Annotated in this window: 9 protein-coding genes and 2 pseudogenes; 8 read left to right on the top strand and 3 right to left on the bottom strand. The window is 58.1% G+C overall.

Translation table 11 applies throughout. The features are described 5' to 3' along the window. Positions 1 to 74 precede the first annotated feature (74 nt). The 3 genes from GEM_RS10590 (at position 75) to GEM_RS29810 (ending at position 3,193) form a co-directional block, all read left to right on the top strand. A complete protein-coding gene (locus tag GEM_RS10590) occupies positions 75 to 1,832 on the top strand; it encodes a hypothetical protein (RefSeq protein ID WP_272148336.1) in 1,758 nt (585 codons plus the stop codon). A gap of 98 nt (positions 1,833 to 1,930) precedes the next feature. After that, entirely contained in the window at positions 1,931 to 2,890 is a 960-nt protein-coding gene (locus tag GEM_RS10585) for a T6SS immunity protein Tli4 family protein (protein WP_014897402.1), read from the top strand. Between the two features lie 15 nt (positions 2,891 to 2,905). After that, positions 2,906 to 3,193, top strand: coding sequence for a PAAR domain-containing protein (locus GEM_RS29810; protein WP_080599385.1), 288 nt, complete (start codon positions 2,906 to 2,908; stop codon positions 3,191 to 3,193). Positions 3,194 to 3,286: 93 nt separating this feature from the next. Here GEM_RS29810 and GEM_RS10580 read toward each other — a convergent pair whose 3' ends face one another. Together GEM_RS10580 and GEM_RS10575 are read right to left on the bottom strand one after the other, a co-directional pair. Further along, positions 3,287 to 3,553 (bottom strand): hypothetical protein, encoded by a 267-nt coding sequence (locus GEM_RS10580; protein ID WP_014897401.1) that lies wholly within the window; start codon positions 3,551 to 3,553, stop codon positions 3,287 to 3,289. Then, on the bottom strand, positions 3,543 to 4,292 hold the full coding sequence (locus GEM_RS10575) for a DNA/RNA non-specific endonuclease (protein ID WP_041490517.1): 750 nt from the start codon (positions 4,290 to 4,292) through the stop codon (positions 3,543 to 3,545). The genes GEM_RS10580 and GEM_RS10575 overlap by 11 nt, the downstream gene beginning before the upstream one ends. A 122-nt stretch (positions 4,293 to 4,414) precedes the next feature. Between GEM_RS10575 and GEM_RS10570 the strand changes: the two are divergent. Both GEM_RS10570 and GEM_RS10565 read left to right on the top strand, forming a co-directional pair. After that, positions 4,415 to 4,810: pseudogene (locus GEM_RS10570) on the top strand (peptidylprolyl isomerase); the annotation flags it as partial. A gap of 91 nt (positions 4,811 to 4,901) precedes the next feature. Further along, positions 4,902 to 5,372, top strand: coding sequence for a DUF2846 domain-containing protein (locus GEM_RS10565; RefSeq protein WP_051137977.1), 471 nt, complete (start codon positions 4,902 to 4,904; stop codon positions 5,370 to 5,372). Positions 5,373 to 5,564: 192 nt separating this feature from the next. On the opposite strand, the pseudogene GEM_RS32195 reads toward GEM_RS10565, so the two are convergent. Then, a pseudogene (locus GEM_RS32195) lies at positions 5,565 to 5,702 on the bottom strand (preprotein translocase); the annotation flags it as partial. A 472-nt stretch (positions 5,703 to 6,174) separates the two neighbouring features. Between GEM_RS32195 and GEM_RS10560 the strand changes: the two are divergent. Genes GEM_RS10560 through GEM_RS10550 form a run of 3 tightly spaced genes read left to right on the top strand, consistent with a single transcriptional unit; the run spans position 6,175 to position 12,610 of the window. After that, the gene (locus GEM_RS10560) at positions 6,175 to 8,706 is read left to right on the top strand and encodes a type VI secretion system Vgr family protein (RefSeq protein WP_014897397.1); all 2,532 of its coding nucleotides are present in this window, start codon (positions 6,175 to 6,177) and stop codon (positions 8,704 to 8,706) included. Positions 8,707 to 8,710: 4 nt separating this feature from the next. Then, positions 8,711 to 9,721 (top strand): DUF4123 domain-containing protein, encoded by a 1,011-nt coding sequence (locus GEM_RS29800; protein ID WP_014897396.1) that lies wholly within the window; start codon positions 8,711 to 8,713, stop codon positions 9,719 to 9,721. A gap of 27 nt (positions 9,722 to 9,748) precedes the next feature. Beyond that, positions 9,749 to 12,610: a T6SS effector BTH_I2691 family protein gene (locus tag GEM_RS10550; protein WP_334311206.1), complete on the top strand. Its 2,862-nt coding sequence runs from the start codon at positions 9,749 to 9,751 to the stop codon at positions 12,608 to 12,610. The last annotated feature ends 2 nt before the right edge of the window (positions 12,611 to 12,612 follow it).

Here is a 12,612-nt window from a genome sequence, read left to right as displayed (position 1 = left end):
ACAACGCAGCGAAGCAATCCGATACGGTCGTCATTCAAGGGCAGCACGAACCAGGTGGTGGGTCGTCCGCAAAGGTGACGTTAACGCCGGATGCCAACAAGTGCACTAAAGAGTTTCATTGCGATCCGCGGCCACCTATCCCGGTGATTTTTATTCCCGGGGTGATGGGCTCCCTGCTAATCAACAGAAATACCGGGCAGGAGATTTGGAATCCGCCGAATGAAACCAACCGCGCTGCGATAGCATTCGGCTGGAATGGATACTTCTCAGATGCGTCGGAGCGCGAAACAAAGTACGACACATCGTCGGCAGTCGTCTCCACGCTCGGTGCGATCGTGACGACGGGTTGCGATCTGACGGCCGACGAAGCGCGACGGCGAGGCTGGGGGTCGGTCCATTCGAAGAGTTACCATGGATCGCTCGCTTGGCTTGAGCGCGAGCTCAACCACCCGATGAAGGCGGGAAAGCTCCTTGGCGCCTGGGCAAGCGGGGACCCGAAAGGTGAAGACTTCACTTTGAATCCGGTCATCGGGACAGCGCCATCGAGCTACGGCGCGAATGGTCCGGGTATCGACCCGCTTAAGGTCGACTCGGATGAATTTAAGAAGTTCTGCCAGTACCGATATCCGGTGTATGCGATCGGCTACAACTGGTTGCAATCGAATCTGCTGTCGGCCGAAGACGCCGTGAAGGGCGTTGACTATGTCGATCAGAAAACCCACAAGAAATACCATTTGATGGGCATCAAGGAGATCTGCGCCGAGAACAAAGTAAAGAAGGCAATCATCATCACCCACTCCATGGGGGGGGGGCTCGTCGCCCGCATGGCTTCAGTGATAGCGGGTTACGACAACTTAATGTACGGCGTGATCCACGGGGCGCAGCCAGCGACTGGCGCACCGTTGGCCGCACGACGGTTTCGCGCCAGCGCTGAAGGGGAGGGGGCAATCCTCAATAAGGTACTCGTGGGGCGAAACGCGCCGGAATTCACGGCAATCACGGTAAATGCACCCGGGCCGTTGGAGCTCCTTCCGATGCCCGATTACCATGACTATGAACCATGGTGGGTCGTGCGCGACATGAAGCGCCAGGAAGTACTCGCGCTGCCGAAGAAAAACGACACACTGAAGTTGTTCACGTCACAGGCGTGGTACGGCTTGGTCCCCAACCAGTCCGACGCAATGCTCGATCCTGCTGGAATCGCGAAACAGCGCCTGCAAACGACTCAGCCCGGCATGACGCTGCAGAAAAACTTTCTAACGACAATGCAGGACGTGGTTGACCGGCAGCATCAACTCATAAACAACTATCATCCCAACACCTTTGCGTTCTATGGGAACGGTCCATTGCGACGGTCGAGCGAGGTTGACCCGACAAAGGGCGGTACAGTCAAGGTTCCTACCCGGCAGGAGACCACCGCTCCAGCGGATAAGCTGCTCACCTTCGGTCGAATCTACTGGCGTGGTGACTTCCCGGCTGGTACGGCTGAAGAGGACCTGATAAAGGCCGAACTCTTGAGCGACGACCAGAAGGGCCAGGTCCGTATCCGGGTCAAGGGGCTCGTCTGTACACTCTTTGCGGAGATCATGGATCCCAATTTTCCGCAGGAGCGAGGCTTGATCTTCGGGGATGGCACGGTGCCAAGCTGGTCTGGGGAATCCGTCGCACGTGGCTTGAAGGCCGGTGTCCCTGGCGAAAAGGCAAAGGGTGTGCAGATCGCCTTCACGCAGAACGGGTTTGACCACCAAGGCTGCTTCGGGCATCCGTGGGCGAAGTGGGCCACGCTCTATAGTATGGTCAAGGTCGCAAAATCGATCGACGTTCCCGTATGACAACATTAAACCAGTTCACAAATCGAATCGCAGTCGCGCTCGTGGCCTTCTCGGTAGGGATGGCCGCGTGCTCGAAGAGTAATCCGTCGGAGTTGCCTATGACCACCCCCGTGATGCATGACACCCGCCCGTGGTGTATCGGCCGTTTCGTTCTCGACCTTCCCCGTGATGCAGAGGTGTACAACCAAGAATACAAGTACATGGGGTACTCGATCGATGTAACGAAGAACGTAGGTCAACAGGAATTCGGACGGAGAGTAGAGGCGCGCGAGCACGAACTGAAGACCAAGTTGCGGGTTGATCCGCACAATTCCTTCTCGCCGACGAAGACGCCATGGCTCCATCAAGCGGTGCAGCCCAACGAATACTCGCGTCTCTTTGTTTTCGGGCGATATGACGTCCCGCCCGCCGAGCTCTCATACGACGTGGAAGGGTACGCGTGGTCGCACGACACGCAATTCACCCTGAAGAACAAGTTCGGCGATGGCTATGACCAGAGCGCGGTCCAGAATGCGTCCGAGATCCTGCGAAATATTCGTCCGCGTGATGAAGGGGACGTGCCGAACGATGGCGCATTTTGCTTTAACGGCGGCCTGATCGGCGGCAAGCAACTTCCGGCGTTCGATGCCACCGTCGCGGCGGGCCTTGTTCCGGGGCGACCGTCTAATCTGATCGTGAAGCTGCGCGAATCTGTTGATGCCGATCAGAAGGCGTCGTTGTTGGGCGGACTTTCGGAATTCGAGGCCCAGCTGAAGCCGTACGCGGGGCACTATAAGGTTTTGCGAAAGGGCAAGCGTCAAGTCGCCGGCATTCAAGCTGAGGAAATTCTCGTCGACATTCACGAAGGTGGCGTTCAGAAGTACCAGTTCTACCTGTTGGCGGCCGGGGTAGAGGGAGATCCATCAAAACCGCACACCGCCATTCAATTGTTGTTCGGCGCGGAACCTGACGCGGTGAATCCCGCGTCCGTGACGACGTCACCGGTGAATGAGGAACAGGCCGTCCAGGCGTGGGATACGGTCCTAAACAGCTTCCATTATCGTGGCGCCGCGAAGTAAGCAGGAGGTCGAGGAATCCCGCGCTATGACATCGTGAAGGGCGATCTGACAACCGTTGGCGGAGTGGTGCAGAGCGGCGATGGGGCTGACCTGATAAACGGTCGCGAGCAAGCCTACGAACATGATCCCGTCTTTTGTCCAGTCTGCAAAACCGTCGGGAAAATCGCGTGCGATGGCCCGCGGATTTCCACCACCGGACCCGATGGGCGGCAGACAGCGCTCAGTGACGATCTTTGCATCTGTCTTTGTTCTCCACCACCGCGTCTGGTCGCCTCGCAGACGACATCGTTTAGCGACACTTAGCTATGAGGCGGGTAACCACCTACTTGCTGCTCATTGCTCCATCTTTAACGGTATGGGTGGCCAGTGGGCTCAGCTGTCAGACGAGGAGTCCGTCTATCCAGTGAAGGGGTTCTTGATTTTACCCTTCGGTGCGGCGGGCTCATCGCGGACGTGTTCGGGCAGTGCGGGATCGTGCTGAAGTACGTCTACGATGCTCGCGACGGCCTGCTGTAGTGCAAGTGCGGCGGCGAGGCCCGCTTTGTCGCGCGTCAGTTCTAACGTGCCTGACAATACGATCCGCTCAGGATCGTTGGTGACGGTGAACGCGTCGCCGTGAATATTCACGACGGTCGAGTCGTCTGCAAACGCCTTAAACTCCATTTAGACCTCCGATGCGTGTGTCCTTCAGCGATTCCGGAATGCCGGGGAATCGCAGGCCACTTTGCGCCTCGACCTCATGTACGGTCGCAATCGTGTAGCGCTTGGTTGCGGTGTTATTAGCGACGACTGCGAACGCGAGCCGCTTCTGAGGTACATAGACTACCTTGAAAATCTGGGTTGGAACGATGACGCCAGATTTGCCGATCGTCGTCAATTCTGCACCCTTGAACATCGGCCCCGTGACAACGTATGTGTCCGTCGCGCGCAGACCGATCCGGCGAACCGCTTCCTCGACGTGTGCCCACAGGTGACGATTGTTCGTCGGATTCTGCGGCACCATGTTTGCAAGCGTAAACGATTCGGCCATTGCCCGATCATTCCAGCGATCACCAGCTGGGCTCATGTGCCCGCGATCGTAGCCACTTTTGCGGTAGTCCGTCAGTCGCGCGCCTTCTCCGTTCGGTAACCGCGACTCCTCGAAGAATCGGTTCGTGCGGACCTCGTTCTTCGCCGCCGCGAGGTGCGAACGGGTCAGGTGTTCGGCTGACCAAAGCGGTCCGTGCGTGATGCTCGAGTGCAACACCTCAAAATCTGAATAGCACAGGAGGCGCGTCTTCGCGGCTATCCGAGGATTGGTGACGACCGGAGATTTTCCTTTCGGACTGAACTGCGGGCAGGAGCTAGAAGCAAAGGCGTGAGTGGCAAGGGCCATTAGCGCGCACGCGAAGATTTGTCGCATAGGAGTTGCGTCGTGTGTGGGGCCCGAAGTATACGGCTGAACCCTCCGCTGATCGCCCTATCGGCGCGCAATTTCCGTTGGGCAATTCCGCGACGGCGATACAGCAGCCGTGACGCGAGGGGGCGACCGTGTTGGCACAACTTATATCGGGGCAGTCGTTCGAGGCACTGGCGCGTCAGTACAGCCAGGCGCCTACTGCTGCGGCCGGTGGTGAACTCCCGTGGGTAAGTTTCAAGACGCCGGTGGTGGAAGGGAAGACGCAGGGCTTGCCACTTGCGGTTGCGCAGGCAATCATTCAGTTGCCGGCGGGTGGCATAACGCCGCAATCGATTGCATCGGGTAACGATGCCAATGGACCGCGCGCAATCGTCAAGGTCGATGCGAAGCGGCCTACACAGGTGCCGTCATTCGACACGACGAAGGCGACGATCCAGCAGCAGTTGCAGGTACTCGCGCTGGAGACGGCCACAGCTGAGTTTGTTGGTGGATTAATGAAGGACGCGAAGATCCAGCAGTGAGTAGTGTGGCAGCGAACGTGTTGCGCGATATATCGCGTTATGCGCGGCACTTCGATTTTTAGATTCGCAGTAAGATAAACGGGGTTCTAAAATGAAACTGCATCTGCGATCTTTTTTTGTTCTCGGGTTGACCGCTGGCACTCTGGTGGGATGTGCCTCGGTGCCAATGGGCGATCCACAGCGCGACGCTGAACTTAAGACGTTCAGCGCTCCGCATGAGAAGGCGGCAATTTACGTCTATCGAAACGAAAGCATGGGCGGAGCCGTCAAGATGCCGGTGATACTGGACGGGAAGATTTTGGGCGACACGGCCGCGAAAACTTACCTGTATAGCGAGGTAGAGCCTGGCCATCATCAGTTGGTCTCGAAGGCGGAAAACGACTCAACGCTGGACGTGGACACGGTTGCCGGAAAGATCTACTACGTTTGGCAGGAGGTCAAGATGGGTATCATGTACGCTCGCAGCAAGCTACAACTCGTCGACGACACTACCGGGCGGGATGGGGTGAAAGAATCGAAACTGACGGTTCTGAAATCTGATCAGGCTGACGCTGCAAAGTGACGATGTGTTGTTGCTAGCGCTTGTACCGACGCCCGCGTAAGTGGGCGTTATTCCTGGTGCCTGCAACGTTAGAAAAGCTTCTTTTCGACACGTCGGCACTCGTCGCGCATCGATCTGCGTTACGCAGACTCCGGCGATCGCGCAAGGCAGCTACCAGGGCGACTGTCCCCGGATCTCCAAGGGGCAGCCACCGTCGTGGGCTTTTCTGGGCTCAGCAATCTTTCCGTCCTCGGATCTGTTACTAGCGAACTCCCATTCAGAGGGCGCCCATGACTTTCCTTGTTCGGTTAGGTTAGCCAGCTGCCGCCTGTTCGGCGGTGTCTCGTTCATCAGCTCATGGAAGTAGATCCATCTCGATCACGCGTGACGGTGGCGCCGGGAGCCGGTAGCGGAGCGACGGGGGAATGGGGGCGTGTCGGCTGGTCGTTGGTGGCGAGCCAATAGAAACCCACCGGGAACATGGCGACGAGTGTGAGGCCCAGCCCGATCAGCACAAAGGAGGGGGCAGAGATCACGAAAACTCCTGAGCGAAGTGCGCCGGCGTGGAAATGCATCGGCGGAGCGGTCGTAGCTGGCCGTGTTCAGATCGGTAATATTTTATTTAAAAAATCTGGCTCACGGTGCAATCGGAAATTTTTCCTGAAAGATTGTGAGATTCCGGCAATTGCACGCACGAACGTCAGGTCGCTAATTTATTTGAGATAGGTCGGTATGTGAGGCCCACTATCGTCTTGTTCTAAAAGGCATTTATAATCAGCCCTCGGCAGAAACCCCACCTGAATACCAACCAAGGGAAAGCTGCATGGGCCACACCGCACTTTATAAGACGTTGCGTCTGGGCGACGCGCAATACAACCGTCTTGTCAAACTCGACACGCCGCTTGGCGTCGACTGGTTATTGCCGCTGTATGTGAAAGGATCGGCTCGGCTCGGTCGCGATTACGAATTCGTGATTGATGCCGTTTCGCCACGCGGCAGCCAGATTGAACTAAGTGCGCTACTCGCCAAGCCGGTCACGCTCTGGATCCAGCAGACGGACGGCACATACATGCCGATCCATGGCTACGTTCACCGATTCAGCAGGCTGGGCGCGGATGGACCGTTGACCTTTTACAAGCTGGCGTTCTCGTCTTGGCTCTATTTCTTGCGCCTGCGCCGCGACATGCGTGACTGGCAGGAGCAGAACGGCGAGCAGATCCTGACCGACGTATTCAACGAACATTCGCAAGCGCGCGGAGCATATCGCTTCGATCTACATAAGCCGCTGCCATCGTATTCGAACCGTGTGCAGTGGGAATACGACTTGAACTTTGTTCATCGTAGTCTCGAAGAGGTGGGGGTGTTCCCGTACTTCGAACAGGCGGACAACGGCCGGTCGCACACGATGGTTCTGACGGACGACGTTTATTTCGTCCCGCAACTGAAACAGCCCGTTGTCGAGTTCGGCCCCACGGAAATCAGCGGGGAACTGGACGGGTTTGCGCAATGGAAGGAGCAACTTCAGATCGACAGTGCGCAACTGACGTCTCGCTCGTTCGACTATAAGCGCCCCGATCTTCCTCGGCAGGTGCAGGGCGTGACCGACGTGAACGGCCAGTTGCCGACCGATGGGGAGATCTACGACTACCCTGGCGCGTACATGTGGTCGGACCGTGAGCAAGGCGAGCGTCTTGCCCAGATTCGGCTTGAAGAGCGCAAGTCGCGGATGAAACGCTTTCACGGGATAGGCGGCTTGCGCTGCGCGATGCCGGGGCGGCGCTTCGAACTTCGCGGTCATCCGGTGCATGATGCGGGCAGTCAACCGGATCGTGAGTTTGTTTTGCTCGAAGTCGAATGGTTGATTTGCAATAACTTGCCCGGTCTGGACGAAGCGGAGCAATTTCCCGACGGGCTGGCTGCGGAAGTTGCGCAAGCGAAGGCTGGCGCGACGGTTCGCCATGCAGATGGCAGCGAAGGTTTCTTTCAGGTGATGGTCGAGGCGCAGCCGCGCAACGTCCCTTTCCGTAGCCCGTTCGAACACAAGAAGCCGGTGATGCAGTTGCAGAATGCAATCGTCGCCGGGCCGAGCGGGGAAGAGGTGTATACCGATTCGCTGAACCGGGTGAAGGTGTGGTTCCACTGGAATCGCCGCAATGGCCAGGACGAGCGTGCGTCGTGCTGGGTGCGTCCGACATTCCTTGATGCAGGCTCGAACCGTGGTGGGATTCAGCCGCTACGCAAGGGCGACGAAGTCGTCATCGGCTTCATGGAGGGTGACTGTGACCGGCCCGTCATCATCGCGAGAATGTACGGGGGGGCTACGCAGCCGGTGTGGCACACGAACGGCTTGCTGTCCGGTCAACGCTCGCGTGAGTACGGCGGCACAGGCTACAACCAGCTCGTGATGGACGACTCGACGCAGCAGAATCGAGTTCACCTTTACTCGAGCAGCTATCAGTCCCACTTGCACCTGGGGTATCTGATCCAGCAGACCGACAATACGCGCGGTGCGTTCCTTGGGAGCGGGTTCGACCTCAAATCAGACGCCTATGGCGCCATTCGGGCGGGGCAGGGCTTGTTCGTATCTACCCACCCGACAGCGACGAACCAGCCGTTGAACGTGACGGCTGCGTCTGAGCAGTTGGCCAGTGCGGAAACCGTTGTTGATTTGACGTCGCAGGCAAGTTCGGCGAACCAAGCCGAAAGTTTGCAGGAGGGGCAGGACGCGCTCAAGAAGTTTACCGACGCAACGCACTACAGCGTGAGTGGCGGTGCCGGCAGCGGTGGTCGTACGGGCGGCGGTGGCACGGGCAACGCGAACGGTTTTTCGACACCGATCATGCTGATGGCGAGTCCTGCAGGCGTGGGGCTGTCGACGCAAGAGTCGGCGCAGGTCACGGCGAACCAGCAGGTCAATATCGTCAGTGGCAAGAGCGTGCACGTGGCGGCCGGCAAATCGCTGATCACGAGTGTGATGGAGAAGATTAGCCTGTTCGCGCAGAACGCAGGGATCAAGCTGTTTGCAGCGAAGGGCAAGGTCGAGATCCAGGCGAAAAGCGATGCCATGGCGTTGACCTCGCAGCAGGATCTGAACATCACCAGTGTCGACGGTCGGGTCGTGATTTCGGCGGACAAGGAGATCTGGATTGGAGCAGGCGGGTCGTACATCAAGATCACGCCGGACCTGATCGAGAACGGGACAACCGGCCGAATTCTTGAGAAGGGCGCATCGTGGAGTAAGCAGGGGGCGTCGTCCATGCGCTTGCCCGCACAGATTACGAGCGTCACGAAGGGATGTTCGTGGCAGACGGCGTCGGCATCCGCCAATAGCGCGTCAACCGTCGTGCTGGAGTAAGTCGATGTCATACATGCAGACACAGCAAGGGCGCGATGGAAGTAAAGCGGACGATTCCGTGGCGGAGGAGGTCAGAATTCGCGAGCAGGTCGGTGCATTAAAGAGTTGGTTCAACCAGCATCCGGACATGCGTTGCCTGCTGCTTGTCGACCCCAGCCAGCGGGATCCGCTGGCCGACGATGGTGGCGACAACCCGTTACGCGCGGACCTACCCAAAACCGACGTGGTAATAGATCACGAGGCGGTCTCGCCGGCACATTATCCCTACCTTCTCGAACTGGATCTCAAAACTGAATCTGGTGTCGCCGCGCTGGAAGAAAGCGCGCGACTGGCTCTTGAGGACAGGCGCCCACAATCGATGGCCGAGGGCCTGGGGCAGCGCATTGGTGGCTGGCTGGCCAGTTCGGCATCTGCGGGGGAGGTCGCGGCACATTGCTCGCGTCTCGCGCTTCAGAACGACGATCGGGGTCGTCTTTGCCTGCTGAGATTTTACGACCCGCGTTCGCAAGCACTGCTCTGGCCTCTGCTGGCACCGGTGCAGCAGCACGCCTTGTTGGGTCCCATCCAAGCATGGCATACCCTCGACGCCGGAGCGGTGCCCATCACCCGCATGAACACCATGGGGCGGCGAGACGACTTTGCGCTCGACGCCGTGCAATGGCAGGCTATCCATTGCCATGGCGTTGTCAATCGCGCGCTTGCACTGCATGCGTACGATCTCGACCGTCAACCGAAGCAACATGAGGTCGATGCAGCCGTGGCAGCGGTGCTGAAGGCTCGACGCTATGGCCTGACCGACGAGGAAGATGAGGTGGCGTTTGTCGGTCACGCGCTCTCGTGGCATCCGGAGTTTGACCTGCATCCGCGGGTTCTACAGATACTGGGGAGCAGGGCTGACGGGGATCTTTATGTCGAACGGATCGACGAGCTCACTTCGGACGAAATTGCGGAAATTCGGAATGGCGTTTGGCATGAGCGCTTGCGTGTCTCGGATAACGCTGGCGGCCGCGCCTGAACCCTATAACGAATAACGAAACAGATCATGGCAAACACTCCTCTGACTTGTACCGCGACGTGTCCGAACTGTATGAAATCGGGTCTCGCGATTCTGCCGGTGCGATATGCCGTTGTGCCGAAAACCATGTCGAATGCGATGCCTCCCGGCATTGTTGGTCCGGGTGTCACGGACATCGCACTGAGCGCGCATCACTACAGCCTGAGAACGCTCCGAGAGGGTTGGCTTTACCTTTTCTACGAGAAGGGTGCCCGTGGCAGCAACTACTGGGAAGCCTACCGGGTGACCGAAGACGGACGGCTCTGGAAGCAGACGATCCCTTTGCCGTCGGTACCCAAGACGGATCCGGCTTGCGCGCAGGGCGGTGGTGCCGTGCCTATGGATGTTATCTCCATCGAGAAGCCAGAGAAGGCGACGCGTGTCTTCATCGCCTTCTCCGAATATCCATGGATCAAAGAGGTGTTCCAGAAGTACGCGACGTCCTCGAAGCTGCGCGGCGAACGCATGCAGGTCATCATGCCAGCGACATGGATCCAGACGGGAAGCGGCATGTTCGGCATGAATAAAGGCGAGGCCGGGCATGCGACCGTTGCCACACAAGCCGGGATAGATCAGATCGTCGAGTACCAGCCAGGCCTGAAGGCTGACTTGCTCGCCCCGCCCGCCAAACCGATCGTGACTGATGAGTATGGACGTGCGACCGACAACACCATTTGGGAGCAGGAGGCCACGCGTTATCCGTTGCATATTCGTCAAACTTCGCCGTCGGGCTCGGCCAGTGAAGGTCTGGTCAAGCTGATGAATGACATTGGCGAGAATGCTGGCGGCGCGCCCCATAAGCCGATGTTGCTGGCGCTGTGGGATGGGATCGGTATCGCGCACGAACTCGCCGGGTTTCACAACGATCCCGCCGGTACGCTGATGCGCTTCACCAGCACGCAGCCGCTTCGCGTGGATGCCACGCAGTCCATCGAAGCGGCCGAACGCTCGGTTCGCAGTGGTGCGGCATTGAGCGAGAGTCTCCTGCGCAAGGGCATGATGAGTGCTGCGCTTGGTGCGGGTGATGGCGGCATTATGGCACCCACCGCATTGGAGATGATTGACAACGCGGGAGAGCTCACACCAGCGGAAAAACAAACCGCAGGTGACAAGGCCTGGCGCAAATACCAGGCTAGCCTCAAGGGCGGGAAATGGCCAAACAACTTCAGTACCTGGTTTGACCAAGTCACAGCCAAGTGCGAGCAGTTGCAGAAGCAACGTGTGCCCGACCGCGACGCCTGGCTTGCCGCCGATGCGTTCCGGCATGCGCTCAACGACTATCATCCGGATGACGCGGGTGACGGCATGGCGTTTCACGGTGTGATCGACGAAGCGTATGCCGGATTGTCTGCGACCGATGCGGGACTGCGTATTGTCGAGAAGCTCATCAACAACATGGACCCGACCGATGAGCGCAGCTACTATTGGCGCGCATTCTCATATAACCAGACGGATATTCGTCAGGAAATGAAGACGTTCCTGACGAGGGTGCAGGCCACAAAAACTGAATCGATCGTGGATCAGGCCGCGTCGTGGTACGAGACGAAGCAGGCGTCGCTCTATATCGATCTTGCCTACCTGAAGTCGTTTGTGAAGTTCTACGAAAAGGTCGAGGACATCTTCAAGCACGAGCGCGCCGGGTCAGCGACCGAGCGACCGCTCAAGGCCCTGGGGATCGAGCGATTGACGCTGTGGTCGGGACGTGCGTTGGTAAATGTCTTTGGACCGATTTCTCGTTCCGTTGGCGGCATGCTGATCAAGGGAGCGTTGATGGTTCGCGGGGGCCTCGTACTGGAAGACGCGAAGCGAATCGTGGTGAAGCTGGCTGCTTGGGAAGGCCAAATGGACACCGTGATGAGCAAAACGATATGGGAAATCAAGGCGAAGAATCCGAGCTTGAATCCCATGCAGGTTCGGGCGCAAGCATACGCAACGTTGGCGAACGATGATCGTGGCGCGCTCGTACGCAAGCTGTATGCGGAGACGCGGTTTACACCGAACGCCGCGCGGGACAAGGCCGCCGCGTCGGTCAAGATCTCCGGGGCGTTGTTCATCATCGAGATGATGAATTACTTCCTGCTCTGGACAAAGCCGAACAAGACGGCTGCTGACGAATTGACTATTGCCAGTGGGACCTTATCGTTGGTTGGGGCCGGGCTCAACGTTTACAACAAATGGCTCAGCGGTTTCGGGAAGTCTGCGGCGAGCGCGACGCTCGCGAGCATGAAAGTCGCGGCGAGCTGTTTGGGTGGGATTTCATCGTTTATATCAGTCACGACTGATGGGATGAAAGTGACATCAGGAGTATCGTCGTCAAACTACAAGCAAGCTGTTTTCTATAGCATCAAGGCGATGCTGGATCTTGGATCAGGTATCGCAACGGTTCTAACGGCTATTAGTTCTTCTGCGCCATTACTTATGCGATCAGCCGGTCTGTCTCCAGGAAAGGTGCGGTTCCTTGGGAGACTCTCGGCCGGCATGGCAGGTGCTCAGGCCCGGATCGAGGGCAAGGCTGCCGGTCTTGCGGCCGAAAAGCTGGAAGCGTATGTCGCGAGTACGGTGCTCAAGGGGACAAGGATCTACGCGGGCGAAACCGTTGCACTCGGGCTTGCCGCGGAAGTATCCGCCGGCGGATGGCTAATGCTTAGCGGACGTCTGATTCTGATCGCAACGGGCTGGGAAGTGGCGGTGGTCTTGACGGTAATTACGCTGATCTACAACTACTTTACGCCGGATGACCTTGAAAACTGGCTATCAAGTTCGCCGTTCGGAACCGCACCAGACAAAGGACGAACATTGGAAAAGCAGCAGGCCGCTTTTGAGGCGGCGCTTGCTGCAACGGGGAATTAAAG

The sequence above is a fragment of the Burkholderia cepacia GG4 genome (genome assembly GCF_000292915.1).
GTDB classification, from domain to species: domain Bacteria; phylum Pseudomonadota; class Gammaproteobacteria; order Burkholderiales; family Burkholderiaceae; genus Burkholderia; species Burkholderia cepacia_D.
The sequence above is the reverse complement of the archived record's forward strand: the minus strand, read 5'-3'. Positions and strand labels throughout refer to the sequence as shown.

What these genes read in the sequence shown, in the direction of transcription:
- GEM_RS29800 (WP_014897396.1), top strand. Translation starts at nt 8,711, where the DNA reads ATGTCATACATGCAGACACAGCAAGGGCGCGATGGAAGTAAAGCGGAC.
- GEM_RS10560 (WP_014897397.1), top strand. Translation starts at nt 6,175, where the DNA reads ATGGGCCACACCGCACTTTATAAGACGTTGCGTCTGGGCGACGCGCAA.
- GEM_RS10575 (WP_041490517.1), bottom strand. Translation starts at nt 4,292, where the DNA reads ATGCGACAAATCTTCGCGTGCGCGCTAATGGCCCTTGCCACTCACGCC.
- GEM_RS10565 (WP_051137977.1), top strand. Translation starts at nt 4,902, where the DNA reads ATGAAACTGCATCTGCGATCTTTTTTTGTTCTCGGGTTGACCGCTGGC.
- GEM_RS10550 (WP_334311206.1), top strand. Translation starts at nt 9,749, where the DNA reads ATGGCAAACACTCCTCTGACTTGTACCGCGACGTGTCCGAACTGTATG.
- GEM_RS10580 (WP_014897401.1), bottom strand. Translation starts at nt 3,553, where the DNA reads ATGGAGTTTAAGGCGTTTGCAGACGACTCGACCGTCGTGAATATTCAC.
- GEM_RS10585 (WP_014897402.1), top strand. Translation starts at nt 1,931, where the DNA reads ATGACCACCCCCGTGATGCATGACACCCGCCCGTGGTGTATCGGCCGT.